Raw genomic sequence first — 26,061 nt, 5'->3', positions numbered from 1 at the left:
TTTCTTGATTTAAATCACATTAATCCTTATCGAAAGTAATGCCTTCCATTATCCCCGAAGAGGTTGTTTCGTTACTCAGTAATTTAATCATTAAACGTAAATCATTAGGTGAGTCGGCATGATGTAATGCATCTGCATAACTAATTTCACCCTCTACATATAAATCTAACAAAGCTTGGTCGAACGTTTGCATGCCTTGTTCACGTGACTTACCCATGGTTTCTTTGAGTAAATGCAACTCATTTTTTGCAATCAAACTGGCCACGCGAGGGGTATTAATTAACACTTCAATGGCGGCTCGACGGCCGGTTCCGTCTGATTTAGGAATAAGCTGTTGCGCGACAATGCCGCGTAAGTTCAATGACAAATCGAATAAGAGTTGATTATGCTTACTTTCTGGCACTAAATGCATAATACGATCAAGTGCTTGGTTAGCATTGTTAGCATGCAAGGTCGCCATACATAAATGACCCGTTTCAGCAAATGACAGCGCAAATTCCATGGTTTCTTGCGTGCGGATTTCACCAATCAGAATCACATCTGGCGCTTGGCGTAACGAGCTTTTCAGTGCGGCATCAAATGACTCAGTATCAATACCCACTTCGCGTTGAGTAATAATACTTTTACGATGGTTATGAACAAATTCGACGGGATCTTCGATGGTAAGGATATGTCCACGGGCATGCGCGTTTCGGTAACCCACTAGTGCAGCCAACGATGTTGACTTACCAGTACCCGTTCCGCCAACCATAATAATAAGGCCACGTTTACTCATGACCAGGTCTTTTAGAATAGCAGGCAGTTTTAAGTCATCGACTTCTGGAATTTGAGTTTCAATACGACGCATTACGCAGCCAGCTGATTCACGTTGCCAAAATGCACTGACACGAAAGCGCCCTAAATCTTTTGCCGCAAAAGCAAAGTTACATTCACTGGTGTCGTGAAACTCTTTCTTTTGCGCATCACTCATCAACGATTCAACAAACACCAACGATTGCTCTGGTGTTAATCGATTTTCAGAAAGTTGACGTAATTCACCATCAATTTTTGCACTGGGCGGAAAACCTGCGGTGACAAATAAATCAGACGCCTTTTTCTCAACCATGATATTTAAAAATGGACGAACATCCATGACCCAGTTCCTTAGAAATTAGTTTGTTTATTCGAACTTTTTTGCATTGCATCTTCGCGTGTAATTAAACCACGATTGACTAAGTTTTGCAGACATTGGTCAAGGGTTTGCATACCGTGAGACATACCCGTTTGAATGGCAGAATACATTTGCGCGACTTTATCTTCACGAATAAGATTTCGAATCGCTGGAGTACCCATCATAATTTCGTGAGCGGCAACTCGACCACCACCAATTTTTTTGATCAGTGTTTGCGAAATAACCGCTTGAAGTGATTCAGACAGCATGGTGCGAACCATACTCTTTTCACCTTCGGGAAATACATCGACCACACGGTCAATGGTTTTTGCGGCTGATGTAGTATGCAAGGTACCAAATACTAAATGGCCCGTTTCAGCGGCTGTCATGGCTAAACGAATGGTTTCAAGGTCGCGCATTTCACCCACAAGAATAACATCCGGGTCTTCACGTAATGCACTTCTCAGTGCAGCGTTAAAGCTATGGGTATGCTTATGAACTTCACGCTGGTTGATTAAGCATTGTTTGTTCTGATGAACGAATTCGATTGGGTCTTCAATGGTTAAAATATGATCGTGTCGATTTTCATTAACGTAATCTACCATTGCTGCCAAGGTGGTTGATTTACCTGAGCCTGTAGGCCCAGTAACTAAGACTAACCCACGAGGAAAGCTGGCAATTTTCTTAAAAATGTCTGGTGCGCCAAGTTGCTCAAGTGACAAAATGTCTGACGGAATAGTACGAAATACGGCGCCAGCACCACGAGACTGATTGAATGCGTTAACACGAAAACGTGCTAGGTTAGGCACTTCAAATGAAAAATCGATTTCAAGATGTTCTTCATAGTCTTTACGTTGTTTATCATTCATGATGTCATATACAAGACTATGAACGCCTTGATGATCTAATGCAGGTAAGTTAATTTTTCTCACCTCACCATCAACACGGATCATCGGGGACACGCCCGCTGAAAGATGTAGATCTGATGCTTTGTGTTTTACACTAAAGGCGAGTAATTCAGTGATTTCCATTGTAGAGACATCCATTTAGCCAACATTATGACAACAATAGCAGACAGAATATCAATCGCCCAGAGTAGAATTAATCAAGCGGCGCAAAATTGTTCACGTTCACCGAACGAGATAATCTTACTCGCTGTGAGTAAAACCAAACCCATCAGTGACATCATTGCCGCTTATCAAGCTGGACAACGTCAATTTGGTGAAAACTATGTCCAAGAAGGTGAAACTAAGATTAATGCCTTGCAGGCAGATTATCCCGATATTGAATGGCATTTCATCGGCCCATTACAATCCAATAAAACCAAAATTATCGCTGAACATTTTGATTGGATCCATACCCTAAGCCGCGACAAAATTGCTCAACGCTTGAATGAACAACGTCCGAGTAATAAGCCACCATTAAACGTGTGTATTCAGGTTAATATCAGCCAAGAAGAGTCTAAGTCGGGGGTCAATGCTGCTGATGTTGCTACGTTAGCACTTACTATTACTTCCTTGCCTCATCTTACGTTGCGCGGATTAATGGCCATTCCAACAGCCACTGATGACGTTCATATTCAGCAACAAGAATTTAGCCAATTAAAGCAACTGTTTGACCAGCTCAAACAGCAATATCCAAGTGTCGATACTCTCTCTATGGGGATGAGCGGCGACATGGACATCGCTATTGCCAACGGTTCAACCATGGTACGCATCGGCAGTGCTATTTTTGGCCAAAGATAAAATCCATGGCAAGAGCCTAGAGCGCTACGCTGCTAGGACGCTTCGCGAATAGATGCTATAAAATCAACAGCCTAGTCGACCAGCGGTTCAACCTTAGCAGCGTAGCGGCCTAGCAGGACCTAGTCCGCCATCTGGCGAGCATGCGAGTTCCTTGAACCTAGAAGCATGGCGTCCTAGGGTTGAATTAGGTAACATACACATTAATTGAACATAAATTCACTTATTTATTGGATACAGACTTAATGACTCAAGCAAAAGTATGTTTTATCGGTGCGGGTAATATGACTCGTAGCATTATTAGTGGCTTAGTTAAACATGGCTATCCTAGTGAGCTTATTCATGCAACTAATCCAAGCCAAGGTAAATTGGATGCGTTGCAGCAAGATTTTGCTATTCAGGTGTCTCATGATAACCACGCGGCAGCGCAAGCTGCTGATGTGATCGTATTAAGCGTAAAACCTCAATTAATGGCATCCGTTTGTGAAGACTTAAGCTCACTGGACCTCACCAATAAGTTAATCATCACTATCGCTGCAGGTATTCCGGCGTCTCGTTATCAAGTTTATTTTAAACAGCCTATTAAACTTATTCGCACTATGCCTAATACCCCGACCCAAATTGGTTATGGTATGACAGGCATTTATGCCGATGACAGTATTTCTGCCGAACATAAAGCCATTTGCGAAACATTAATGCAAAGTGGTGGCAAGGTGGTTTGGGTTGATAAAGAATCTGAATTAGATCAAGTTATTGCACTTGCTGGTAGTTCTCCTGCATATTTCTTCTTATTTATCGAGTCAATGATCGCTTCTGGGGTCAAAATGGGTATGCCAGAAGACAAAGCAAGACTGCTGGCAGAACAAGCCGCTTTGGGCGCCTCACAGATGGTGATCCAAAACCAGCAATTATCGGTAACAGAATTACGTCAGAATGTAATGTCAAAAGGCGGTACCACCGCTAGAGCGGTTGAAACATTCCAACAAGGCGGTTTAGTTGAATTGGTGGATAAAGCGATGACAAACTGTGTTGCTAGAGCCCAAGAAATGGCTAAAACTTTTTAACATTATCTGATGAATGATTATTTAACTTAAGATTAACGTCTTTGGTGTAAAATAGCTTAGCTAAAGCTTGAACAAACAAAATATGAGTTATCGTTGTAATACTGACTGCTCGTTGAGCGGCTCTGTTAAATATGAACTCAGCTAATTTGAGCACTGATTTTAGGCCCTAAATTACCTACAGTAAGGCAATATACATGAATGCAATGAGTTTTTTAGTTAGCACCCTGTTTGACTTATATCTAATGATCGTCATTATTCGTTTTTGGTTACAACTTGCAAGAGCGGATTTTTACAATCCATTTAGTCAATTTGTTGTTAAAGCGACACAACCGATTATCGCACCAATGCGTCGAATATTACCCTCTGTAGGACGTATTGATACTTCATCAATATTACTGGCATTACTGGTAGTATTAGTCAAAATGTTAGTGCTTACTTTCATGGCAGGTGCCGCAGTTGATATTGTTACCTTGTTATTATTCTCGCTTGTCTCGGTGGTAAAACAAGCTGGTGTATTACTTTTTTGGATGCTACTTATTCGCGCGGTATTAAGTTGGTTCAACCAAGGTTATAACCCAATAGTCATGGTAATGACCCAATTAACTGAACCTATTTTAGCCCCTGTACGCAGAATAATACCTGCAATAGGTGGGTTAGATTTATCGGTGTTAGTGGTATTTATTGCGATGAACTTCATTAATATGCTGTGCGCACAATACATTCCATTCTGGTCATTTATTTAGTTAACGGACGTCATTAAATAATGAGTGCGGTAAGCTATATCAACGATGAGCAGCAAGGTGACTTGCTGCTTTTTGTCTATGTGCAACCTAAAGCAAGCCGCGATCAAATTATCGGCTTGCACGGTGACGAATTAAAAATAGCCATCACAGCACCACCTATTGACGGCAAGGCAAATGCTTATTTATCTAAGTACCTTGCAAAAGCCTGTAAAGTCCCTAAAAGTCAGGTACATATTCTCAAGGGTGAACAAGGTCGGCATAAGCAAATTAAAATATGCCATCCAAAAATAATTCCCGCGGAAATAGCCGCACTTTTATAACTGACTCACTACAACTATAGCCGACTCAACTACAAGCGATTAATTTACACCAGCATTTTTGCTAATGCCCGCTAAGGACTAGATTATGTTTCAATCATTGCGATTATCTCGCTCAGTTCTACAAATACTGTTGTTATGCCTTATCACAGTAACCCATATTGGTTTCGCTAATGCAGAGCAAAAGCACCAAGTCGGTAATTTTGATATTCATTATATGGCACTTAATAGCACTTTTATTACCCCCGAAATAGCCAAAAAATATGGGATAGTGCGAAGCCGTTACAAGGGATTAGTTAATATCACTGTGTTAAATACCAATCTAGAAGGACACCCTGCTGTTCCGGTTGAAATTTCGGGTATCGCCAATAACTTACTTGATGCCCGTATAAACCTAGATTTTAAAGAGATCCGTGAAGGGAAATCGATCTATTACATTGCAGAAATACCTTATCGTGATGATCAAGACGTTAACTTTACGATTGCGATTAAAAACGGTAATCAATTAAATACATCTTTGAAATTCAAGCATAAGTTTTATGTAGATTAAGGCCTAACATCTCGATGACAAGCGATATCGAGCAATGGCAAGCCAACAGCCTAGTCGCCGTCGCCCAGCGACTCAATCTTAGCAGCGAAGCTGTCCCTAGCAGGACGTAGTCCGTCCTAGAAGCAAAGCGCACTATCCGCGTAGCGGCCTAGCTCCCCCCCCGTAGCCTATCGCGGGGTAGTTAGGGTATAATGACGGCAAATTTATCCTCATTTCAAAAAGACTTATGCAGACTCTCGTCAAACAACAAATTGTTCTTGCCAGTGGCAACAAAGGCAAACTTGCCGAATTTGATCAAATGCTGACAGCATTTAATATTGAAGTATTACCACAGAATCAATTTAATGTGACAGAAGTTGCAGAGACAGGCACGACGTTTGTTGAAAATGCCATCATTAAGGCTCGTCACGCAGCTGAAATAACCGGTAAAGCGGCTATTGCAGATGACTCTGGTATTGAAGTTGATGCACTACAAGGTCAACCAGGGATATATTCTGCCCGTTACTCTGGTGAAAATGCGACTGAAACCAGCAATTACCTCAAGTTACTCGAGGCATTACAAGGTGAAACGCTGCGCACTGCCCGTTTCCAATGTGTACTTGTGTACATGCGTCATGCAAAAGATCCTACGCCAATCATTTGCCAAGCCTCGTGGGAAGGAACAATAAATCATGCTCCACAAGGTGAGCAAGGCCATGGCTATGATCCAGTATTTATCCCGCAAGGTTTTGATTGCTCTGCAGCAGAATTAACGCGTGATCAAAAAAATGCCCATAGTCATAGAGGTAAAGCACTTGAACTGCTAGTGAGTGCAATGAAAGCACAAGGGATTATCTCATCGACTAATACACTAAATAACACAACGGATGATCATCAATAAATGACATTGCAATTACCACCGCTTAGTTTGTATATCCATATTCCTTGGTGCGTACAAAAATGTCCTTATTGTGATTTTAACTCCCACGGTCAAAATGGTGAGTTACCTCAGCAACAATATGTTGATGCGCTATTGGACGATTTAAAACAAGACTTGGCTTATGTTCAAGGCAGAAAGGTGCATACCATCTTTATCGGCGGTGGTACGCCATCGTTATTTGATGCCAGCCAAATTCAGCGCCTGCTTGAAGGCGCGCAAGCCTTAATCCCTTTTGAAGATAATATTGAAATCACCATGGAAGCCAATCCTGGTACATTAGAACATGACGACTTTAGCTCTTACCGTGGTGCGGGTGTCACTCGGTTATCGATTGGAGTGCAAAGCTTTTCCAAAGAAAAACTTAATCTGCTTGGGCGTATCCACAACGAGGATGAAGCTAAAATAGCCGCTCAAAAAGCCAAGCAAGCTGATTATTTAAGTTTTAATCTCGACTTAATGCACGGTTTACCCAACCAAAGTTTTGACGAAGCAATGCATGATATCGATACAGCAACAGCCTTAGCTCCGCCGCACCTTTCTTGGTATCAACTCACCATTGAACCCAATACCTTGTTCCATTCAAAGCCGCCACAATTACCAGACGATGAAAATCTGTGGCAAATTTACGAGCAAGGTCAGCAGCGCTTAGCAGCATTAGGTTACGAGCAATACGAAATATCGGCCTATGCCAAACCAGGGTACCAATGTCGTCATAATTTAAATTATTGGCAATTTGGCGATTACCTCGGCATAGGTTGCGGTGCGCACGGAAAAATCACCCTGCCCGACTCAAATAGAATTGTCCGTACCGTAAAAATAAAGCACCCTAAGGGATATCTCGCTGCAGATAAATACACTTTTGAAACAACTGATGTCATTGAAGAAGATCGCCCATTAGAATATTTAATGAACCGTCTTAGATTAATGACGCCAATCCCTAAAACAGAATTTGAGCAACGTACAGGCCAATCTGCAGAGGTCGTAAAATTGGGAATGCAAAAATCAATTGAACGGGGGTTATTAACAGAAACCACGACACATTGGCAATTAACACCTAAAGGCCACATGTTTGTAAATGATCTCTTGTCTCAATTTATTTAAGTCTTCGCTGTTGCGTAGAACTGGGGATAAGGGATAAGTAGCTCAAACATTCAGATTTGGCTTATACCAATCCGCATTAGAATTTGCTCTTTTAGCGAAAATTATCAGTGAGGTATTCGAGGCAGCCTTTTGAAGACATAGTCGTTCTACGTTAAGAAAGGCTAACAAAGAAGACCACGCTGATAAATTCGCCCTTCGGGGTTGTGTCACAACCCCCATTACTGTTTCAAATTACTTTGATGTAGAAGAACACCTGCAGTCATTTTCATTGTACTGGGCCTAGTGACGCAGCCTAAAATAGATCATATTCTAATAAGGATTGGTATTATATCCCTCATCATGCCCAAATTGAGATTAACTGATTGAATAGCACAATATGATCCGCAGGTATTTTGATAAACAGATATCTGCGAATTAACTTCATAAAAAATCTCAAAAAAACCACATCCAAGTAACTTTTAAAACACACTTTCTAACATTTATATTCACACTTTTAGGCAAAGCTTGATTAGGATATAACCATATAATCAGCTGAGGGTTTATCTTTCACAATCGAAAGGTCAGCAGACCCTAAGTACTTTGGGAAAAATTAATGTCTATAAACACAAAAACAACTCTCGTTGCTTTGGCGTTATCAAGCTTATTAAGCACGTCAGCCACTGCAAATTTGAATAATTTACCGCAGTTGAACCCACAAGAAAGTACAACAGCTGTCAGCCAACAAACTGAGTCAGAAAAAGCCAATGCATTGTTTGAAGCCATTTTTATGGAAAATGTGATGGCTAATCCAGTTAACCAAACTTATCTTGGTATCAAACAAGACTATGGCAAATGGAATGATTTATCCGATGCCGCTGCCGATGCCGATTTAGCCCGCAGTAAAGATCAACTAACAAGACTCACTCTCCTTGATGTCACCAAGTTGAATGAACAAGCCGCCCTCAGTTTTGAATTATTAAAGGCTGGATTGGAGCACAGTATTAGCGATGATAAATGGCGTTATCATACTTATCCGATTAACCAAATGTACGGTGTCCATTCAAGAGTAGCCTCATTTCTGATTAATCAACATCAAGTTACCGATGAAAGTGATGCAAAAGCCTATATCAGCCGCTTAAATGCAATACCGGCACTAATGTCGCAATTAGAAACTTCGTTAGAAATTCGTGCTAAAAAACATATCATCGCGCCCAAATTTGTATTTGCCTATGTGATTTCTGACAGTCAAAACATTATCTCCGGGGCGCCATTTTCAGATACGGGTAAAGACAGCGCGTTATGGGCTGATGCCACACGTAAAATAACAAAACTTGATATAAGTGATGACAACAAACAAGCCTTATTAGCTGAAGTGAAACAAGCTCTGCTTACTAAGGTAAAGCCAGCTTATGAGCAATTAATCACCTATGCAAAATCACTTGAAGCGCGTGCAGATACGAAAGATGGTGCATGGAAACTACCTGACGGGGAAGCGTTTTACAATAATGCCCTCGCCCGCACCACCACCACAGACATGACCGCAGAGACTATCCATAAACTGGGTCTATCTGAAGTTAACCGTATTCATGATGAAATGCGGGTCATTATGAAAAAGGTACATTTTACTGGCACCTTACAAGAGTTTTTTGTCTTCATGCGTGATGACAAACAGTTTTACTATCCTGACACCATTGAAGGTAAAACGGCATATCTCGCCCAAGCAAAATTGCTGATTGATACCATGGAGTCGCGTTTAGACGAAGTGTTTACTATTAAGCCTAAAGCAGCATTAGTGGTACGAAAAGTAGAAGCTTTTAGAGAAAAGTCAGCAGGTAAAGCATTTTACGACCAACCAGCACCAGATGGCTCTCGTCCGGGAACCTATTATGCTAATTTGTATAAAATGGACGCAATGCCAAAGTATCAAATGGAAGCGCTGGCTTACCATGAGGGGATCCCTGGGCATCACATGCAAATTGCCATTGCGCAAGAGCTACAAGGCATCCCTAAATTCCGTAAATTTGGCGGTTATACTGCGTATATTGAAGGTTGGGGACTTTACTCAGAATATTTCCCTAAAGAAATGGGCATGTATGCCGATCCTTACTCTGACTTTGGCCGTTTATCAATGGAACTATGGCGCGCATGCCGTTTAGTGGTTGATACCGGAATACATGCTAAAAAGTGGACACGAGAACAAGCAATCGCTTATTACGTTGAGAATACTCCTAACGCTGAGTCTGATGCGATAAAAATGGTCGAACGTCATATTGTTATGCCATCACAAGCAACAGCGTATAAAGTAGGAATGATTAAAATACTTCAGCTACGTGAACAGGCTAAGGAGACGTTAGGAGCCAAGTTTGATATTCGCGAGTTTCACACCATAATCCTTAAAAATGGTCCATTGCCATTAGATGTTCTTGAAGAACAAGTAAACAAGTGGATTAAACAAGTCCAGTCGATGTAAGCTAGCATCTGCATTAACGTAAAACGGCAACCTTAGGTTGCCGTTTTATTTTATCAATTCCCACAAAAAAATTACCCCAGAACAAAGTCTGGGGTAAACCAAATAAACTAGGGTGATGGTTTTAAGGTTGGCATTATTTTAGTTCGAAAACCATAGCCAACTCGGATCCAAAAATTGCTACCTTGCAGATTTGTACGCTTGTCTAAAAAGGGGTCATTTCTCAAACAAACGTATGGTCAAATCATTTTGAATCAACTCCTAACTATTGTATTGATATCAGAACAAACTTCAACTATTTAACAAATATAAATCACTAACTGCTGATTAATACCGTTACACCTAACCGATACCTAAGCAGGGTAAGACTTTGATTTAAATTAATTAAAAATAAAGCCACAACCTAGGCCGTGGCTTTATCTCAAAATAAGAACAATGTTTTCACTTTTACTTACGAAGCTTATACAAATGCTCGAACTTTGCATCCCAATATGGGGGGCTACCAATATGCGTTTTAATGAAATCAATAAACGCACTGACTTTGGGAGCCAAATGTTTGCGGCGAGGATACACGGCTTGTAATGGAAGATTATGAGTCAACTGCCAATCGGGCAACATTGGCACCAATGTCCCTTGGGCAATTTCATCTTCCAGTAAATAACTGGCTAAATATACAATGCCTAAACCGCTCACAGCAGCCGATTTTAACGCTGGTGCATTATCGACACGGAAATTACCTGAAACACCAATTTCGCAATAGTCTTCACCCTTCTTAAATTGCCACATACTGTGCTCATGCCACTCGCCTTGATACACCAAACAATTGTGTTCAACTAATTGCTCTGGGCGGCTAATGTTACCATGTTGGGCAATATAACCCGGCGATGCCACTAGTAAGAAATTGCATTTCATTAACGGTCTTGCCACCATACCAAGCGGCAATTGCTCTGACATGGTTAACAACAAATCTAAGCCTTCGCTAACAACATCGACTTTGTGATCAAGCAAACTGACTTGTAGTTCAAGATCTGGATGTCTTGCCATAAACGCCGGTAAAGCGGGAATGATATGCATAGTGCCAAAGGATTGCGAGATCCCGACTTTTAACACACCACGGGTAGCATCATTTAAGTTGTGAACACTCGATACTGCTTGTTCTGCATCTCGAAGTAATTCTTCACCTTGCAAGTACAATAAATTACCGGCTTCAGTAAGACTTAAACTCCGAGTAGTACGTTGAATAAGTTGAACACCAAGTTTATGTTCAAGATCTGCAACTTGAGTACTCACTTTAGATTTAGAAATGCCAAGACGTCTGGCTGCAGCACTAAAACTTCCGGCACGAGCAACATGGGTAAAAATTGCGATAGGTTCTAACAGTTCTAACATGAAAGTCGCCTTAAGCTGGTTACGACATTAATAAAAATTTCAGATATCTGTTTGTCACTGCTAATAACTATACCTTGCTAAACATCAGTATCAATATCAGCATTCAGTGATTGTGATGATTGAAGCGAAATAAACACCAAAACCAACCAATCTTACAAACTAGTGCAAACAAATGACTATTCCGAAATATAACCACATCTAAAGTAGGGAGTAATATTGTTATAGTTTTTATGAGTATAACAAATAAAGCCTATATGGTTCTATATTTATGATAGACAATTTTTTTATCAGAACAAAGCTACACTAGCTATAGCGGCAAAATGGCTAAATTAAGTCTAAAAAAAAGCCCCAGTGTCTTTAAAAAAGCACTGGGGAAAGGTGGGTGTCCAGGAAGGACGGTTTTACACAACAAATACACTTACTCTTTTAAATCGCCTAGCTTAGCTAAGGTGTAAGGAGCAAGTTCAGGGATGGCTTGACGCACTTGGTTCTCTAACACTAGTAATCCTTCAAAATTATCACAAATCTTATTAGCACGTAGCTCCAGCCCTTGTGATTGTGACTCTAGTTGTTGCTCGATATCTTTACCGACATTGTCCATTTTTACTGAAAACGCATTCATTTTCTCTTCAAATGAACCTCCTTCAGAAGACATGATCTGACTGCCTAATGTCATCATTAATGAACCCATTGAGCTCGTCACCATTTGTTCTATTTCTTGCTCAAACTCTTCATTAAATGCATGTTCAATTGAAGAATCTGTTGAACCTAAATAAAATTTATCACCTTGCTGATAAGCCATAGTATCGATGCGTTTTTGAATGCCGCTGGTTAACTTATCAATTTGGCTACCTGTAGCATCACCAAATATGGGTGTTAACGCCATATTAACGGCTTGAGATGCCATAGAAACCACATCTGCCACCAAATCAATTACGTCAGGTAATTGGCGAGACAGTTCGTCAGAATACTGAGTTAATAACAACTGTTGTTTATCATTTAATGTGACCTTTTTACCATCGACATACAACTGACCCAATTCAACGCGATATTTCTCAGTTCCGTTATCGCTAATCTGTAAGTTTGTTGGTTCAACGGTAACGTCATAGTTCAATGTAACATTGCACTTTTCATCATTAATTGACATTTTTGCCATGGCTGGGGTCAGCGTTCCCGCGGTAAACAGCATGCTGGTTAATGCTAAACCACAAATCAATTTTTGCTTGGTCATGATAAAAATCCTTTTGCTATACGAATATCAATAATTAAGTAATATGAGTGTTACAAAGCACAAGTTATGCCAATAACTATAACCAAATGAATTAAAACGAATTAATAGTGAGGCAAGGCAATATATAAGCTGATGAATAAATAATAGCGGAAGTGTATTCGTAAAATAAACCAATAAGTAGTCTATTTTACCAATCTCAATAATAATTAATCTATCTAGACAAATTGAGCTTCAAGGTGAATCTTGCTGCTGTTTGTATTTTTGTTAGACAAGTTGGAGTTTACGGCGTGTAGTTGTTCTAAATAAGTAACCAAAAACCCAGTAAAAAACAACCATTGGCTCGAAGGGGCCAGTCCAATGGCTGCTAATTATATTAATAAGGGCATGACTACAAGCATGGTCATAGAATGAAGACCCATCACATCTTGCGCTACGAGATTAATACACAAAAAGTATCTTTTATGCTATCGAACAAGCTAAATCGCGAAAGATTAGCAAGCCTTATATAAACTAAAAAATTGAACGGCCTAACTGTTGGCTTAAGTGTTCTAGCATTGCTGTGCCCGCCAATGAATTACCATTAATATCGAGTTCAGGAGACCAGACGCAAATAGACATATCGCCAGGGATAACGGCAATAATACCGCCTCCAACACCACTTTTACCCGGCATACCGACTCGATATGCAAACTCGCCGGCGCCATCATATAAACCGGATGTCGCTAGTAATGCATTGAGTTGCCTAGTTTGTACCGGAGAAACTAAGCTGTCGCCATCCAGCGTTTTACCCCTATTGGCCAAATAGAACATCGCACGGGACAAATCAGCGCAATTCATTCTTAAGGCACAATAATGAAAGTAACTTTTAAGCACGGTATTAACGTCGCCGTCAAAATTACCAAATGACTTCATTAAATAGGCAATAGATGCATTGCGTGCGCTGAACTGGAACTCAGAATCAGCCACCACTTTATCGTAGGATAATGTCGCGTTCTGGCTCAATTGACGTACCACCTCAAGCATACGATGCTTAGGAGCCCCTAAACGGGCTTGCAACAAGTCGGCAATGACCAGCGCGCCAGCATTAATAAAAGGGTTACGAGGTTTACCACGTTCTAATTCAACCTGTACAAGCGAGTTAAATGAATGCCCTGAGGGTTCTTTACCCACACGACTCCAAATTTCATCTTCTGTATATAAATTAAGTGCCTGAGTCAGGCTAAAAACTTTAGAGATACTTTGAATAGAAAAGGGTTCTAGGTAATCGCCAGCACCAATTGTGTTTCCGTCGATGGTGGTAACTGCAATGCCAATTTTATTGGGGTCAACACAGGCAAGAGCAGGAATATATCCTGCAACCTTGCCTTTACCCAATAACGATCTTACTTTATCGACCGCTTGTTGAAGTAATAATTGCTCAGGCAATTTGGCTTAACCCCACCAAATATCGAACAACTCGCTGACTTCTAGGTCGGATACTGGCTTGTCTTTCCAGAATGCATTAACTGCAGCTGTATCTTCTTCAGTACATTTACCAATAGTTTGGGTCGCAATAATGCCTTCCCATTGCTTATGTCCACCACCGTGGAAACCTAAGTCACGAGGTTCGATGACTTCAATAAGGAACTGATCAACCAAATTATCAATATCTTGCTCAGAAACAGACTCATCAAAAGTCCAGTTTATTTCAAAACCGAGTTCTTGAAACTCATCTACTCGTAATTTTTTACGTAAACGACGGCTGCGTTTTTGCGCCATGGTGTATTCTCCAATTGTTGAAAGTGTAGTTGTGATTAAGCGATACGCTCAAACATGATATCCCATACGCCATGACCGAGTCGGTGGCCTCTAGCTTCAAACTTTGTTAGCGGACGATGCTCTGGACGTTCGACAACTGTACCAGTTGTAGATTGATTTTTATAACCTTCTGCAGCATTCATTATGTCTAACATATGCTCACTGTAATTTTCCCAATCAGTCGCCATGTGAAACACGCCACCGATCTTAAGCTTACGACGGATGAGCTGTACAAACTCAGCTTGTACAATCCGGCGTTTATGATGACGTTTTTTGTGCCATGGATCAGGGAAAAATAATTGCACTCGCGCAAGAGAGCCATCAGCAATACTGTGTTCTAATACTTCCATTGCATCATGATGATATATTCGTAGATTAGTAACGTTAGCTTCACCAGCATCCGCAAGACACGAACCAATACCAGGCTTATGAACTTCGATGCCAATAAAGTTTTGCTCTGGTGCTGCTTGGGCCATTTGTACTAATGATGCGCCCATACCAAAACCAATTTCCAAAACGGTATCAGCATCGCGACCAAACACTTGGACTAAATCCAACGGTTGTGGAGTGTAATCAAGGCCCATTGTTGGCCAATAAGCTTCAATAGCCTGAGATTGGCCTTTAGTTAATCGACCTTCGCGTAGAACAAAACTTCTGATTTTACGAATGTACTTACCGTCTTCGTTAAATTCAGCTGTGGTAACGTCGCTCATTATTGCCTCATTGTCTGCGTATTTGCTTGTGCTGTGGTACTAAATCTAAATATTTATGTATTTAAGCGCTAGGATACCTAGCTTTATCAGCACAATACGCAATTGCTATCTGTAATAGATCATTTATTAAAGTTCAGTGGCGCATTATACCTAAACTCATTGCACATGTTTACGCTAATTTAGCCAAAACATAAATTTAAAGTAGTGCGGTTACTTGTGTAATAAAATGGCTATGGATACACTGCGACCATGAAAAATATGACTCCATTTTCTGAGCGCATTATCGCTTGGTATGACCTACATGGTCGTAAATCCCTGCCTTGGCAGATCAATAAAACACCATATCGTGTTTGGGTATCGGAGATCATGCTCCAACAAACTCAAGTTGCGACGGTTATTCCATACTATGAAAAATTTATGGCTCGTTTCCCTAGCGTTGTCGATCTTGCTAATGCTCATCAAGATGAGGTGCTGCATTTGTGGACAGGCTTAGGTTATTACGCCAGAGCACGCAACTTACACAAAGCAGCCCAACATATTCGCGATACCTTTAACGGCGAGTTTCCTACTCATTTTGATGATGTCGTCGCATTATCTGGAATAGGTAAATCTACTGCTGGCGCAGTATTATCGTTATCACTGGGGCAACACCACCCTATTTTAGACGGTAATGTTAAACGAGTATTAGCCCGACATGGTGCTATTGAAGGTTGGCCAGGACAAAAAAACGTTGAACAACAATTGTGGCAATTAACCGATTCGTTAACACCAAGCAAAAACATTGAAAAGTTTAACCAAGCGATGATGGATATTGGCTCAAGTGTTTGCACCCGCAGTAAACCCAACTGTTCAGATTGCCCTGTAGCGATTGATTGCGAGGCTCAGAGAACAGGGAATCAAAGCCTGTATCCCGGCAAAAAACCTAAAAAAGTCACGCCAGAAAAATCGGCTTTTATGTTAGTTTTAGTCGATAACAGCGAAGAGTCAGTAAAAGTTCAACTTATTCAACGTCCACCAGCAGGTATATGGGGAGGATTATGGTGTTTTCCTCAATTTGAACAACAAGTAGAATTAGATGATTATTTAACACTGCATAATTTAACAGAGTCTGAGCAAGGGCTTGCAGGGTTTAGACATACATTTAGTCACTTTCATCTTGATATTAAACCTGTGTTAGTTGAACTATCTCCAGATCTCGCTAGCGGCATCATGGAACAAACCTCAGCTCTCTGGTATAACATAGAACAACCAGCGAAAGTCGGGTTGGCAGCCGCCACAGAACGTATTTTGGCTAATTTAGCCGTACTTTTCGTCACACATTAGTTATTAACGTTAGTAAGGAATCATCATGGCTCGCACAGTTCAGTGTCTACATCTTAACAAATCAGCTGACGGCTTAGATTTTCAGCTATACCCAGGAGAATTGGGTAAGCGTATTTTTGATAATATTAGTAAAGAAGCTTGGGGCTTATGGCAAAAGAAACAAACCATGCTCATTAATGAAAAAAAACTCAATATGATGAATGTTGATGATCGCAAGTTTCTTGAAGAGCAAATGACTCACTTTTTATTTGAAGGTAAAGATGTTGAAATCGAAGGCTATGTACCCCCAGCTGAAGATGAATAATGCATTGATATAATTAATGACTAAACTTATAAACCAAGCCGCTTAACTAAGCGGCTTGGTGTTATCTAGGGTTTGTTCGTTCATTGTTATAATGACTTAACACCCATCTTTACTTATTTGAATTAAACGTTAACAAAAGCCAAACCAAAATCAATTTAGACAGTAAATATTTTAAGGCTAACGTGGTTTACCAGTCATTTTTGTACGCTAATTTCTGCATAATCCTTTACCCTCACCATTAATCAGCACAACAACTCTAACTGATTATCAAAAATAGAACTTCTAGACCACAAGCAATAATGAAAGCCACTGATGCTACGAGCAAAAAACAAACAATATTATCAACTACCTAGTGACTATTCTGCTATTTTATTCAATCGGTTACCTAACTCCGATGATTTCACTAAATTACAATTAGTGACTAAAAGTTGCTTTTGGTGTTAAAAACACCATAAACCGATAAAAAAGTACCTATTTGTGCATTAACTAAGCGAATGAGTAAAAACATTTGAAAAACCACTTGCACGATAAAAACCATCACTATATTATGTGCGCACTCCAGACGAGACAGGCATTGATTACCAAGTTAATACCTAGTCTGAAGTAGATAACTAACGCTTAGTTAGTTGCCCGAATAGCTCAGTCGGTAGAGCAGAGGATTGAAAATCCTCGTGTCCCTGGTTCGATTCCGGGTTCGGGCACCATAATTTAGCCGGCATAGCTCAGTTGGTAGAGCAACTGACTTGTAATCAGTAGGTCCCGAGTTCGACTCTTGGTGCCGGCACCATAAAAACAAAAAAGCCACTCAATGAGTGGTTTTTTTGTATCCAAAATTTATTAGACTCATATTTAATTTAATAAGCTAAAAATAAAACGGGCACTCCATGAGTGCCCGTTTTATTTAAAATTTGGTGGTTATCTACCAAGAACTTCGATACGTGCTAATCGATTAACTTGGTTTAACGATCCTAAATGACCATAAATAGGGCCGAGTAAACCACGCTTTTTAAGTTCAATGAATTCTTCATCGCTTAGCTCATTTAATTTAGCTTCATCTATTAGATATAAGCCATTAATATTGCGCTTCTCACCCGCCACATCGACAGTTAATATTTGATTTATTAATAATCCTTTTTCAGCTAAATACCCTAAAATGCCACGTGTAGCTTGATCTTGTTCATAGTGACTAATTAAGGCTTTCTTACGCGCTTCTAAAAATGGCGTTTCTTTACCATCTTCAAACATTGCCTGCCCTTCTGTTTTAGTCACTTCTTTAGCATTCTCACGAATACCAATCCATACTTTGTCTTTAACATCGGGGTTAACGATTAAACCAAGAGGATAATCACGGACAACTGCAGGAATATACAAACCTAGCCATTTACCGTCTTTTACACTTAAATTCTGACCTGGCTTTAAGCCTAACATAGCCACTGATTGGAACTCATTAGTGTCACTGTTTTTTACAAATACGATAGGATACTCAGTAGCAGCACGATTAATTTCATGTAATGTTACTGGCACAATGTGTTGTTCTGCTATGTGTGAGTAATCACTTGGGATCAGTTTTAAATCACCATGTTTGGTTTGTTCTAATAATGTAATTTGGTTAGGCATCTTGGCTCCTTGAAGCACTGATTATCTTCTATTATATAAGTACAACATCATTGTCATACGCTACGTTAACAAATAATTAATAACTGAAACTACCAAGTTAAATCTTAAATTCAAGTACATTTAAGTTAAATTGCATCAATTAGCCCCAAATGGCGATTTCTTGCTCAAAAAGGACTTTATATTAACGGTACGGATTATTAATTAACGAGCTAAAAAAATTTATAATTTAATGTAATTTAAGCTTAGGACGTTGCCAGCGTAGTAATTTTTGCGCAATACGATATACAGAGGCGGAAAACCAGCCATATAAACTGGCTAAATGACGCTGATAGAGCGAAATATACATCAAACGAGCAACATGCCCTTCAACAAAAAAATCTCCCGAGCGGAGGTTACCCATTAGATTACCAACGGCAGAAAAACGACTCAATGATACTAATGAACCATAGTCTTTATAAACAAAAGGCTTTTCAGATTGTTGCTTCATTTTTAAACAGATATTCGCATAAAGGCGATCGGCCATTTGAGCTGCTGCTTGAGCTCGTGGCGGTACTGGTTTCCCTGAGGGTAATATTAATTGTGCACAGTCACCTAAGGCATAAATATCATTTATACCTTTAACATGCATACATTCATCAACATCGATTTGATTACGTGGCGTAATCGGAAGTTGAGTGAAGCTCTCAAAGACTTTTGGACCTTTAACACCTGCTGCCCAGACTTTGATGTTGGCTTTAATCGTGTCACCCGTGGCAGTAACAAAGCCTTCTTTGGTCACTTCTTTAACCTGCACACCCAAATGTAATTTTACGCCTAACTTTGACAATACAGTTTGCGCTCTGGAGCTAACTTGATCGGGTAATTGTGGCAAGATTTTGGTTGATGCTTCAATCAAGTTTATGTCTAAATGATCTTTAGAAATATTTTGATAGCCATACTCTCTCACTGACTCAATAACGTGATGGAGCTCAGCGGAAAGCTCTACGCCTGTTGCACCAGCACCGACAATACCGATACTTAACTGGTCTTGAGTTTCATTAAGCTGTAACAGAGCATCCATAAGCTTATGATGAAAAAGATTGGCACTGTCTAGGCTGTCTAAGAAAATACAATGTTTTTCTGCACCGGGTGTATTAAAGCTATTTGATACTCCTCCTAATGCGAGAACCAAAGTATCGTATTCAATATTACGCGCAGCAATGATCATCTCACCTTCATCGTTATACACTGGAGCAAGTTGAATTTGTTTAGTACTCGGATCGCACTGTTCAATTGCACCGCGAATATAGCGATAACCATTCTTTAATCCGTGGTCTCGATATTGCAAACCTTCAATTGATTGGTCAATTACACCAACGGCAACCTCATGCAATTTAGGTTTCCAAATGTGAACGGTATTCTTATCAATCAAACTAATATCGATTAATGGATTTTTACCAAACTTTCGTCCCAATTTAGAAGCCAACGCTAACCCAGCTGCCCCACCACCCACGATAACAATTCGTTGCACCATATATTCCTCGAAGTAAACTAACATCCACAACTAAGTCAATAAAACAGAACGTACAAATATAAAAAAAGGCCCTTATGGGCCCTTATGAATCTTATACTGCTTCTTCGTTTTCTTCGCCGGTACGAATACGAATGACACGTTCAATATTGGTAACAAAAATCTTACCGTCACCTATCTTTCCTGTTCTGGCAATGTCCACTATCACATCTATCGCACGTTCAAGAAGTTCATCTTGAATAACCAACTCAATTTTTACCTTAGGTAAAAAATCAACCATGTATTCAGCACCACGGTACAGTTCAGTATGGCCTTTTTGACGTCCAAAACCTTTTACTTCAGATACAGTCATACCCGTAATACCAATTTCAGCAAGTGATTCACGCACATCATCAAGTTTAAACGGTTTAATAATGGCTTCGACTTTTTTCATTATATACTCCTGTCATCGGCTAAATTGTTGGTTAAACATATGTCGGCGTTGACGTTTATTGCTATCAAATTTTGTACAAATATCTTACTTGAAAGCGAAGACAATTGTCGCTGCTATTTTACTTATTTATGAAAAGATATTTCTCAACTAAGCTTTTGGTGTTTTTTTGTACTATCTTTAATGTTACTGCAGGACGCAGCCCACCACGTTTAAGGATGAACATGTATGCCTCATTATACTCATATCAAAGGCTTCAATCTTATCGAAGTCATTATCACCACAATGATTGCCGCATTGCTTTCTCTTATCGCTATACCGTCGTTTAAGGACTTTAACGAACAAATCAGAGCCAATAGCAATATTCAAGTTATCCAACAAACCATCCTTTTGGGTAGAAATATGGCAATAAGTTACGGCTCAAGGGTGACCGTTTGCCCATTAGCCAACAATTTGTGTTCATCAGACTGGAGTATTGGATTAAGTGTATTTATTGACCATGGACAGAAAAATCAATTAGATGGTAATGATCATTTGCTTCAACAGACAGATTCTTTTCATGAAGATGACCACATTGATTACAATCGGCCCGCGATTAGGTTTCAACCTGACGGGTTAGCATCCGGTACTAATGGAACATTAACTTATTGTCCTGGAAAAGTGGATAGCAAATATTCAAAAGCCGTTATTGTTAATCAAGCAGGGCGAGCAAGAATGTCAAAAAAGAAAAATATAAAATGTAAGCTTTAATTAGACACGAATAAAATCACTGTATCTGAAATAGAGTAAGTCAGAAGACCTATTAAGAAATGGCTAATAAAACACTGTAATTTATGCTGCGCTTAGTGCTACTCTGCTTTATATAGCAGAGGATTTGCGCATGAAAAAAATACAATTGGGTTTTACCTTAGTAGAGATGATGGTAACAGTTGTAGTAGCAGGGATACTCATTGCTGTTGCGGCACCATCTATGAATTCTCTTTATGAGGGAATGAGAGCAAAAAGTACAATTAGCACCATCGAATCATCATTTATATTTGCTAGGAGCCAAGCCGTAAGTTACGGTGGTAGAGTATCGGTCTGTCCTCTAAGTACTACATCTTGTGGAACAGATTGGACACAGGGATTTAGTGTCTTTATCGATAATGGTACACTTGGAACAATGGATACTACCGATGGAATTGCTGATATAATTTTACGTAAAGTGGATGCATTTAATAGTAACGACTTCATCAAATCGGACTTGGCAATATACAGTTTCACCCCCGATGGTATGGTTATTAATGGCAATAGTGGCACGTTTAGATATTGCCCTGGCGACACCGATAGCAGTTCATCTGAGGCCATAAGCATAAGTGCTTCTGGTAGAATATCTAACGTTACCACTGCGATAAATTGCAATTAAAAAAGGCTCACATTAGTAAGCCTTTTTTCGTCGATAAATGGGTAGCATTAATAAGTTCTTTGCTCATCCATCTCACGTATAAAAATATCTTTAAACTGTTTATCTTCTGCAATGCATTCAATAACACGTTTAACCAACAGACGTTCATTAGATATAGTAGGTACATAATCTGCCAATAAAGCACTTTGCTCTTTAATGAGCAACTTAGGATCCCATACAAACAAAGCAATATTTGCCCCGTTAGGTGTTTCTATGTGACATTTATAAGCAATTGGCTCTCTATCTTCTTTTGCCAATACAACAAAACTAACCCAAACAGATAACATCGCTATTAAAATTGTCGCTATTCTCATTTCCAACACTCCGAAGGTGATTTAGTACCCGTTGAGGTTAATGATATCGTTGCACAAGTTGCATCGCGAGTAGCTTGGACACCGATAGCTGTCGAGGTCACGGTATAATCATCCCCGCTCAACGTTGTGTCTACCTTATAATAAGTATTCTCAACAATCCAAGGATCCGCCGTCAAACCAAGCTTTGTCATATCAGCAGTAAAGCTTCGATGATCCAAATAATATTGCTCTTGCAAATTTGCAACACGCATAACCCCTGCTAAACCATCACCACGTGCTCCTTTAGCAACAAATTGAATATAACTAGGGTATGCAATTGAAGCTAAAATGCCAACTATCACAACGGTGATCATCACTTCAATTAAGGTGAATCCTTTCTGATTTTTCATTACGAGTTATACTCACTTTTACTCATCTATATGATAGTAAATCCTGTTAACACCAAGTCCTGCACGAATGCACTTATTGTCACCTTCCGCACAGCCATCATCATCACCATCAACTTTTTCCATTTTATCACCAGCTGAACCAATGCCTATTAAGTACATGTAACTCTCATCATTTTGGTTTGTGGAATCATCAGGATCACTAGGTTCATCATTAGGGGGAATAACTAATTGAGGCGTATCAGGGACTCTAGACCCCATTTCTAAATACTCTTGTGTGTAAGAGCGGGTACCTTTATGTAAATCAAATCCATATAAGCGGCCTTGACCAGATACTAAACATTGATTAGTCGAAGTATTGTCACCTGGAACATAAGAGGTAAAATAAACTCGCCCTTCAATAATGGTTGAAGCCGATACACTTTTCTCTCCTGATGCGGAAAAGTTATAAAACCAACCCCGTTGTTTACCAAATTCAATATTCTGCTCTTCAGTAACCGGAGGAGTAGATGATACATTATAAAGATTTGATAACTCTAATGTTGCTGGTACCTCCTTACCCGTAGCCCCAGTGAATGACTTACTAATAACATTACGGTCTTGTAGCACAAAAAATTTATCTGAACGCGTTGTATCTAATGGATGCGGACGATTACCACTTCCAACAGTTACCGCATCATAAGGAACGTTCTGATAAGTGACACTTGTAGTTGTTGTTTCTGACACCGTGACAGAAACCTCGGAAATATTAGTAAACACGGTTTGCGCAACGGCTGGTTCAGCAAAAAAACGTCTGTCTGTTGCTTGCGTCGCTCCCCCTAAACTAGCAAATTTAAATGCTGTCCAAGGATTAGTTGAATCATTAGACGAAGCACTAGGCATATCCATACGCCAAATATTAGCACCGGTATCAGTAGCATATATTCTGTCAGTTAGACCATCGTTATTACCGTCTAAAATTGCAACACTATTAGGGATACTATCAACAATACTAGGTAGTGTGGTTTTGTTGGTTCCAGTGGATGTTCCAAATTGATGTACTAAAGCGCCTGTTTCAGCATTTAACACATAAACACTTCGACCAGTAGTGTCATCGGTACCAATACCAGAACCATCTTTAGTGGAAGGATTATAGCCCCCTCCAAGAATGACGACTGGAGTCGCACTCGCCGCCGACATATTGCCTGAAGGTACACCTGGAATTAACGTAACTACAGGCTCAGCCCAAGACTGCCCCATTTCACTCATTCCAGATGAACTAGGATCGACCTTCCACATAAATGATGGTAAATCTGGGTTAGTGATATTGAGGGCATAATAGGACTTACCACCACGTCGCATACCAACGAATAACCAAGCTTTTTCAATAGCCCCTGATGTATTACGTTTAACATAAGCAACCGGAGGGCTGTCCATACCATAAACTGAGTGAACACCAGTTGGCACGTTAGCTCTTAGCTCACGTAAATTAGGCAATAACTCTTGTGGCATAAATGCCCAAGATTCTTCAACGCTATCCCCTTTATCTTTAAACATATGCAAAAAACCAGCATTCGTGCCAAGCAATATGCGCACATCTGGTGAGCCTTCTGTACCATAGTTTATCGCTAATGGTTTTGAATGCAGTGGATCACCCATAATATCTAAACGTGTATCAGATGTTGAATTATCTTCATCTTCGTCGTCAACATCGATACCGATGGCCCAATCAAATAATTTAGTTAATTCGGTTTTATCAACCCCCATAAAGGTTGCTAATGATGCTTCACTACTAATACCTGGACTACTTGCAGCATTTGATTTAGTAAATGCTTTTAAGGAACCATCACTACCAAAGTTGCCGTATAGCGTCCTATTAGAAGTATTTTGAAGCTTGGTTAACGTACCACCGATTTCAACATTATTACCGTCCCCGCCGCCACTAGTTGCACTACAGACTGAATCATCTGTCCAATATGAACATGCAGATGATTTTAAATTTCCATCATCACCTATTGCATTATCACCATTTTTATCTACAACATCACCAGAACCTGTAACAGTAAACTTTTTAAGGTTTCCGACCCAGCGAGGGCCTTCATTAGGTAAAAACATTGCATAGTAAACAGAGTTTAATGTTTGTGTTCTATCAAAGTTATTACTGGCAATAGATGGAGACGTAAAGCTTGAGTTAACTTCTAGGATATTAGAAAAAATATCTTGTAACGCTTCTTGTAATTTTTGTGCATTTTTGGCTGAATAATACTCTCCCCCACCACGAGTGGCTGTTTCTGTAAGGATGTCTTTAGCATCATCAGCTCCTTCACTAAAACCAATAGTGTAGGTTGATACGGTTTGGATACCATCAAGGTTGGTATTTACGTCATTTTTGTTTAACCAACCAGCAAGGGCAGGTAAATAGCTACTTGAGTGTCGATCAGATGTTGTCACACCAGAAAGATTTAAGATTGCATTATCGGCAGCCGTATCTTGGGTTGGCTCTCCATCTGTAACATAAATAACGTAGGCTTTATCTTGGCATTGTTTATCGACAAAAGGTGATATGTATGATCCATTGTGCTCAACAGACTGATCTCGACTTGGAGTCCTACTTGGATCATCATCACCAAAATACACCCCTAAACCAGCAAAGTAACGATAGGCTTCATATAAGTTTTCACACAAAGGTGTATTACCATCAGCATTAAAGTCACCAATGGTATTGAGTAAATTAGTTCTGTTAGTCTCATTATTTGTAGTTATACCGTATACTATACGCCCACCATCACAACATCTATAATTATAGTTAAATATACTCAAGCCAAAATCAACACTCGGAGTGGTGACAATAGTATCTTCAATAACTCGTTTAGCAATTGCCATACGAGAATAACGATGTTGAGATTTCGTGCTGTAATACCAATTAATATATTTTTCTGTGTACAAGGTTATGGGTTGGCCAATACCTAAATTAGTTAACTTGGCCTTTTCAATAGCAGCATCAATTTCAGCCGTTGTTGATGAGCTATTTGCAGTAGTATAACGAACAGGACTAGCGCTAGAGCCTAAACCATCAACAGGAAAACCATAAAAGTTTGTGCCATTATTGTAATAATTGCGATCCGCAATATCTTCATAACAATCAACTTGTTGGATTGAACTACCGTCAGTTAACGGCAATTCAGACCACACACCATTTTCACCAATATATTTATGTTCACGTAGGTAACCAGTAAACATACCGTAATCTTCGAGATATTTCTCGCCGACATCACAACCGTTTACACTGTGTAAGAAGTATTGGTTACTGCTTGCCTCAGGGATATTGCTACTACTACGGGTAAAATAAAGCTTTGTATTACCTAGTAAAGTACCATTATTGGTATTTTCCTCCCCTCTTTCATAAGGATCATCAGTACTAAAACTAGTACTCATACTGCCCGATGTATCGAAAATAATTAACACCTGGGGCTTAGAGCCAGATCGAGCTGTCGACTCAAATACATATAATTCTGTGTCATCTGCGAAGCTAATCGATGAATGAGCCAAGATTGCAAATAATAATACTGACAGTAATTGTTTTAAAAACATG

General features: G+C 39.8%; 25 protein-coding genes and 2 tRNA genes. 14 read left to right on the top strand and 13 right to left on the bottom strand.

Annotated features, from left to right (window positions below):
* Nucleotides 1–19 precede the first annotated feature (19 nt).
* Nucleotides 20–1,132, bottom strand: coding sequence for a PilT/PilU family type 4a pilus ATPase (locus FH971_RS05515; protein WP_140233638.1), 1,113 nt, complete (start codon nucleotides 1,130–1,132; stop codon nucleotides 20–22).
* A gap of 11 nt (nucleotides 1,133–1,143) precedes the next feature.
* Nucleotides 1,144–2,181, bottom strand: coding sequence for a type IV pilus twitching motility protein PilT (locus FH971_RS05510; RefSeq protein WP_140233637.1), 1,038 nt, complete (start codon nucleotides 2,179–2,181; stop codon nucleotides 1,144–1,146).
* A 27-nt stretch (nucleotides 2,182–2,208) separates the two neighbouring features.
* Here FH971_RS05510 and FH971_RS05505 point away from each other — a divergent pair, with 27 nt between their 5' ends.
* The 8 genes from FH971_RS05505 to FH971_RS05470 all read left to right on the top strand — a co-directional run bounded on the left by FH971_RS05505 (nucleotide 2,209) and on the right by FH971_RS05470 (nucleotide 10,035).
* Nucleotides 2,209–2,895 (top strand): YggS family pyridoxal phosphate-dependent enzyme, encoded by a 687-nt coding sequence (locus FH971_RS05505; protein WP_140233636.1) that lies wholly within the window; start codon nucleotides 2,209–2,211, stop codon nucleotides 2,893–2,895.
* Nucleotides 2,896–3,137: 242 nt separating this feature from the next.
* Complete coding sequence (gene proC / locus FH971_RS05500) at nucleotides 3,138–3,956, top strand: pyrroline-5-carboxylate reductase (protein ID WP_140233635.1); 819 nt, start codon at nucleotides 3,138–3,140, stop codon at nucleotides 3,954–3,956.
* Between the two features lie 194 nt (nucleotides 3,957–4,150).
* On the top strand, nucleotides 4,151–4,699 hold the full coding sequence (locus FH971_RS05495; protein ID WP_137222180.1) for a YggT family protein: 549 nt from the start codon (nucleotides 4,151–4,153) through the stop codon (nucleotides 4,697–4,699).
* Between the two features lie 20 nt (nucleotides 4,700–4,719).
* Nucleotides 4,720–5,019, top strand: a complete 300-nt coding sequence (gene yggU / locus FH971_RS05490; RefSeq protein ID WP_137222182.1) for a DUF167 family protein YggU — start codon at nucleotides 4,720–4,722, stop codon at nucleotides 5,017–5,019.
* A gap of 85 nt (nucleotides 5,020–5,104) precedes the next feature.
* Nucleotides 5,105–5,566, top strand: a complete 462-nt coding sequence (locus FH971_RS05485) for a DUF4426 domain-containing protein (protein ID WP_140233634.1) — start codon at nucleotides 5,105–5,107, stop codon at nucleotides 5,564–5,566.
* A 226-nt stretch (nucleotides 5,567–5,792) separates the two neighbouring features.
* On the top strand, nucleotides 5,793–6,446 hold the full coding sequence (gene rdgB, locus FH971_RS05480) for an RdgB/HAM1 family non-canonical purine NTP pyrophosphatase (protein ID WP_140233633.1): 654 nt from the start codon (nucleotides 5,793–5,795) through the stop codon (nucleotides 6,444–6,446).
* The gene (gene hemW, locus FH971_RS05475; RefSeq protein WP_140233632.1) at nucleotides 6,447–7,586 is read left to right on the top strand and encodes a radical SAM family heme chaperone HemW; all 1,140 of its coding nucleotides are present in this window, start codon (nucleotides 6,447–6,449) and stop codon (nucleotides 7,584–7,586) included.
* A 592-nt stretch (nucleotides 7,587–8,178) separates the two neighbouring features.
* Nucleotides 8,179–10,035 (top strand): DUF885 domain-containing protein, encoded by a 1,857-nt coding sequence (locus tag FH971_RS05470; RefSeq protein WP_140233631.1) that lies wholly within the window; start codon nucleotides 8,179–8,181, stop codon nucleotides 10,033–10,035.
* A gap of 444 nt (nucleotides 10,036–10,479) precedes the next feature.
* Here FH971_RS05470 and FH971_RS05465 read toward each other — a convergent pair whose 3' ends face one another.
* From FH971_RS05465 to trmB, 5 genes are all read right to left on the bottom strand, one after another.
* Nucleotides 10,480–11,421, bottom strand: coding sequence for a LysR family transcriptional regulator (locus tag FH971_RS05465; protein WP_137222192.1), 942 nt, complete (start codon nucleotides 11,419–11,421; stop codon nucleotides 10,480–10,482).
* Nucleotides 11,422–11,839: 418 nt separating this feature from the next.
* Entirely contained in the window at nucleotides 11,840–12,652 is an 813-nt protein-coding gene (locus FH971_RS05460) for a YggN family protein (RefSeq protein ID WP_137222194.1), read from the bottom strand.
* A 510-nt stretch (nucleotides 12,653–13,162) separates the two neighbouring features.
* Nucleotides 13,163–14,077, bottom strand: coding sequence for a glutaminase B (glsB, locus tag FH971_RS05455; protein WP_137222196.1), 915 nt, complete (start codon nucleotides 14,075–14,077; stop codon nucleotides 13,163–13,165).
* 6 nt (nucleotides 14,078–14,083) lie between these two features.
* Entirely contained in the window at nucleotides 14,084–14,410 is a 327-nt protein-coding gene (locus tag FH971_RS05450; RefSeq protein WP_140233630.1) for a YggL family protein, read from the bottom strand.
* A 35-nt stretch (nucleotides 14,411–14,445) separates the two neighbouring features.
* Nucleotides 14,446–15,162 carry a tRNA (guanosine(46)-N7)-methyltransferase TrmB gene (gene trmB / locus FH971_RS05445; protein ID WP_140233629.1) on the bottom strand — a complete coding sequence of 239 codons (717 nt, stop codon included), beginning with the start codon at nucleotides 15,160–15,162 and terminating at the stop codon, nucleotides 14,446–14,448.
* 249 nt (nucleotides 15,163–15,411) lie between these two features.
* Between trmB and mutY the strand changes: the two genes are divergently transcribed.
* The 4 genes from mutY (at nucleotide 15,412) to FH971_RS05425 (ending at nucleotide 17,576) form a co-directional block, all read left to right on the top strand.
* Complete coding sequence (gene mutY, locus FH971_RS05440; RefSeq protein ID WP_140233628.1) at nucleotides 15,412–16,485, top strand: A/G-specific adenine glycosylase; 1,074 nt, start codon at nucleotides 15,412–15,414, stop codon at nucleotides 16,483–16,485.
* Between the two features lie 25 nt (nucleotides 16,486–16,510).
* Nucleotides 16,511–16,789, top strand: coding sequence for an oxidative damage protection protein (locus FH971_RS05435; RefSeq protein WP_140233627.1), 279 nt, complete (start codon nucleotides 16,511–16,513; stop codon nucleotides 16,787–16,789).
* 628 nt (nucleotides 16,790–17,417) lie between these two features.
* Nucleotides 17,418–17,493 (top strand) — tRNA-Phe (locus tag FH971_RS05430).
* 7 nt (nucleotides 17,494–17,500) lie between these two features.
* Nucleotides 17,501–17,576, top strand: a tRNA-Thr gene (locus FH971_RS05425).
* A gap of 128 nt (nucleotides 17,577–17,704) precedes the next feature.
* Here the strand turns inward: FH971_RS05425 and FH971_RS05420 are convergent.
* The 3 genes from FH971_RS05420 to FH971_RS05410 all read right to left on the bottom strand — a co-directional run bounded on the left by FH971_RS05420 (nucleotide 17,705) and on the right by FH971_RS05410 (nucleotide 20,349).
* Entirely contained in the window at nucleotides 17,705–18,406 is a 702-nt protein-coding gene (locus FH971_RS05420; protein WP_140233626.1) for a SapC family protein, read from the bottom strand.
* A gap of 226 nt (nucleotides 18,407–18,632) precedes the next feature.
* Entirely contained in the window at nucleotides 18,633–19,919 is a 1,287-nt protein-coding gene (locus FH971_RS05415; protein WP_140233625.1) for an NAD(P)/FAD-dependent oxidoreductase, read from the bottom strand.
* A gap of 91 nt (nucleotides 19,920–20,010) precedes the next feature.
* The gene (locus tag FH971_RS05410) at nucleotides 20,011–20,349 is read right to left on the bottom strand and encodes a P-II family nitrogen regulator (RefSeq protein WP_137222209.1); all 339 of its coding nucleotides are present in this window, start codon (nucleotides 20,347–20,349) and stop codon (nucleotides 20,011–20,013) included.
* Nucleotides 20,350–20,574: 225 nt separating this feature from the next.
* Here FH971_RS05410 and FH971_RS05405 point away from each other — a divergent pair, with 225 nt between their 5' ends.
* Nucleotides 20,575–21,096, top strand: a complete 522-nt coding sequence (locus tag FH971_RS05405; protein WP_140233624.1) for a GspH/FimT family pseudopilin — start codon at nucleotides 20,575–20,577, stop codon at nucleotides 21,094–21,096.
* Between the two features lie 130 nt (nucleotides 21,097–21,226).
* Nucleotides 21,227–21,751, top strand: coding sequence for a GspH/FimT family pseudopilin (locus FH971_RS05400; protein ID WP_140233623.1), 525 nt, complete (start codon nucleotides 21,227–21,229; stop codon nucleotides 21,749–21,751).
* A gap of 47 nt (nucleotides 21,752–21,798) precedes the next feature.
* Here the strand turns inward: FH971_RS05400 and FH971_RS05395 are convergent, their stop codons facing one another.
* From FH971_RS05395 to FH971_RS05385, 3 genes are read right to left on the bottom strand one after another with little or no spacing between them, the layout of a single operon-like run.
* Entirely contained in the window at nucleotides 21,799–22,104 is a 306-nt protein-coding gene (locus tag FH971_RS05395) for a TapY2 family type IVa secretion system protein (RefSeq protein ID WP_140233622.1), read from the bottom strand.
* Entirely contained in the window at nucleotides 22,101–22,493 is a 393-nt protein-coding gene (locus tag FH971_RS05390; protein ID WP_140233621.1) for a type IV pilin protein, read from the bottom strand. Before FH971_RS05390 ends, FH971_RS05395 begins: the two co-directional genes overlap by 4 nt.
* An 18-nt stretch (nucleotides 22,494–22,511) precedes the next feature.
* On the bottom strand, nucleotides 22,512–26,060 hold the full coding sequence (locus FH971_RS05385; protein WP_140233620.1) for a pilus assembly protein: 3,549 nt from the start codon (nucleotides 26,058–26,060) through the stop codon (nucleotides 22,512–22,514).
* Nucleotide 26,061 lies beyond the last annotated feature (1 nt).

The organism is Shewanella polaris, assembly GCF_006385555.1.
In the GTDB taxonomy this organism is placed as follows: domain Bacteria; phylum Pseudomonadota; class Gammaproteobacteria; order Enterobacterales; family Shewanellaceae; genus Shewanella; species Shewanella polaris.
Note: the sequence above shows the minus strand (reverse complement) of the source record. Positions and strands in the feature narration are given on the sequence as shown.

Excerpts from the sequence above, each read along its gene's own strand:
- proC (WP_140233635.1), top strand. The coding sequence starts at position 3,138 with ATGACTCAAGCAAAAGTATGTTTTATCGGTGCGGGTAATATGACTCGT.
- FH971_RS05450 (WP_140233630.1), bottom strand. The coding sequence starts at position 14,410 with ATGGCGCAAAAACGCAGCCGTCGTTTACGTAAAAAATTACGAGTAGAT.
- FH971_RS05460 (WP_137222194.1), bottom strand. The coding sequence starts at position 12,652 with ATGACCAAGCAAAAATTGATTTGTGGTTTAGCATTAACCAGCATGCTG.
- FH971_RS05420 (WP_140233626.1), bottom strand. The coding sequence starts at position 18,406 with ATGCCTAACCAAATTACATTATTAGAACAAACCAAACATGGTGATTTA.
- FH971_RS05505 (WP_140233636.1), top strand. The coding sequence starts at position 2,209 with ATGACAACAATAGCAGACAGAATATCAATCGCCCAGAGTAGAATTAAT.
- FH971_RS05390 (WP_140233621.1), bottom strand. The coding sequence starts at position 22,493 with ATGAAAAATCAGAAAGGATTCACCTTAATTGAAGTGATGATCACCGTT.
- FH971_RS05515 (WP_140233638.1), bottom strand. The coding sequence starts at position 1,132 with ATGGATGTTCGTCCATTTTTAAATATCATGGTTGAGAAAAAGGCGTCT.
- FH971_RS05510 (WP_140233637.1), bottom strand. The coding sequence starts at position 2,181 with ATGGAAATCACTGAATTACTCGCCTTTAGTGTAAAACACAAAGCATCA.
- FH971_RS05470 (WP_140233631.1), top strand. The coding sequence starts at position 8,179 with ATGTCTATAAACACAAAAACAACTCTCGTTGCTTTGGCGTTATCAAGC.
- FH971_RS05465 (WP_137222192.1), bottom strand. The coding sequence starts at position 11,421 with ATGTTAGAACTGTTAGAACCTATCGCAATTTTTACCCATGTTGCTCGT.
- FH971_RS05435 (WP_140233627.1), top strand. The coding sequence starts at position 16,511 with ATGGCTCGCACAGTTCAGTGTCTACATCTTAACAAATCAGCTGACGGC.
- mutY (WP_140233628.1), top strand. The coding sequence starts at position 15,412 with ATGAAAAATATGACTCCATTTTCTGAGCGCATTATCGCTTGGTATGAC.
- yggU (WP_137222182.1), top strand. The coding sequence starts at position 4,720 with ATGAGTGCGGTAAGCTATATCAACGATGAGCAGCAAGGTGACTTGCTG.
- FH971_RS05485 (WP_140233634.1), top strand. The coding sequence starts at position 5,105 with ATGTTTCAATCATTGCGATTATCTCGCTCAGTTCTACAAATACTGTTG.
- FH971_RS05385 (WP_140233620.1), bottom strand. The coding sequence starts at position 26,060 with ATGTTTTTAAAACAATTACTGTCAGTATTATTATTTGCAATCTTGGCT.
- FH971_RS05395 (WP_140233622.1), bottom strand. The coding sequence starts at position 22,104 with ATGAGAATAGCGACAATTTTAATAGCGATGTTATCTGTTTGGGTTAGT.
- FH971_RS05495 (WP_137222180.1), top strand. The coding sequence starts at position 4,151 with ATGAATGCAATGAGTTTTTTAGTTAGCACCCTGTTTGACTTATATCTA.
- rdgB (WP_140233633.1), top strand. The coding sequence starts at position 5,793 with ATGCAGACTCTCGTCAAACAACAAATTGTTCTTGCCAGTGGCAACAAA.
- hemW (WP_140233632.1), top strand. The coding sequence starts at position 6,447 with ATGACATTGCAATTACCACCGCTTAGTTTGTATATCCATATTCCTTGG.
- FH971_RS05415 (WP_140233625.1), bottom strand. The coding sequence starts at position 19,919 with ATGGTGCAACGAATTGTTATCGTGGGTGGTGGGGCAGCTGGGTTAGCG.
- trmB (WP_140233629.1), bottom strand. The coding sequence starts at position 15,162 with ATGAGCGACGTTACCACAGCTGAATTTAACGAAGACGGTAAGTACATT.
- FH971_RS05405 (WP_140233624.1), top strand. The coding sequence starts at position 20,575 with ATGCCTCATTATACTCATATCAAAGGCTTCAATCTTATCGAAGTCATT.
- FH971_RS05400 (WP_140233623.1), top strand. The coding sequence starts at position 21,227 with ATGAAAAAAATACAATTGGGTTTTACCTTAGTAGAGATGATGGTAACA.
- FH971_RS05410 (WP_137222209.1), bottom strand. The coding sequence starts at position 20,349 with ATGAAAAAAGTCGAAGCCATTATTAAACCGTTTAAACTTGATGATGTG.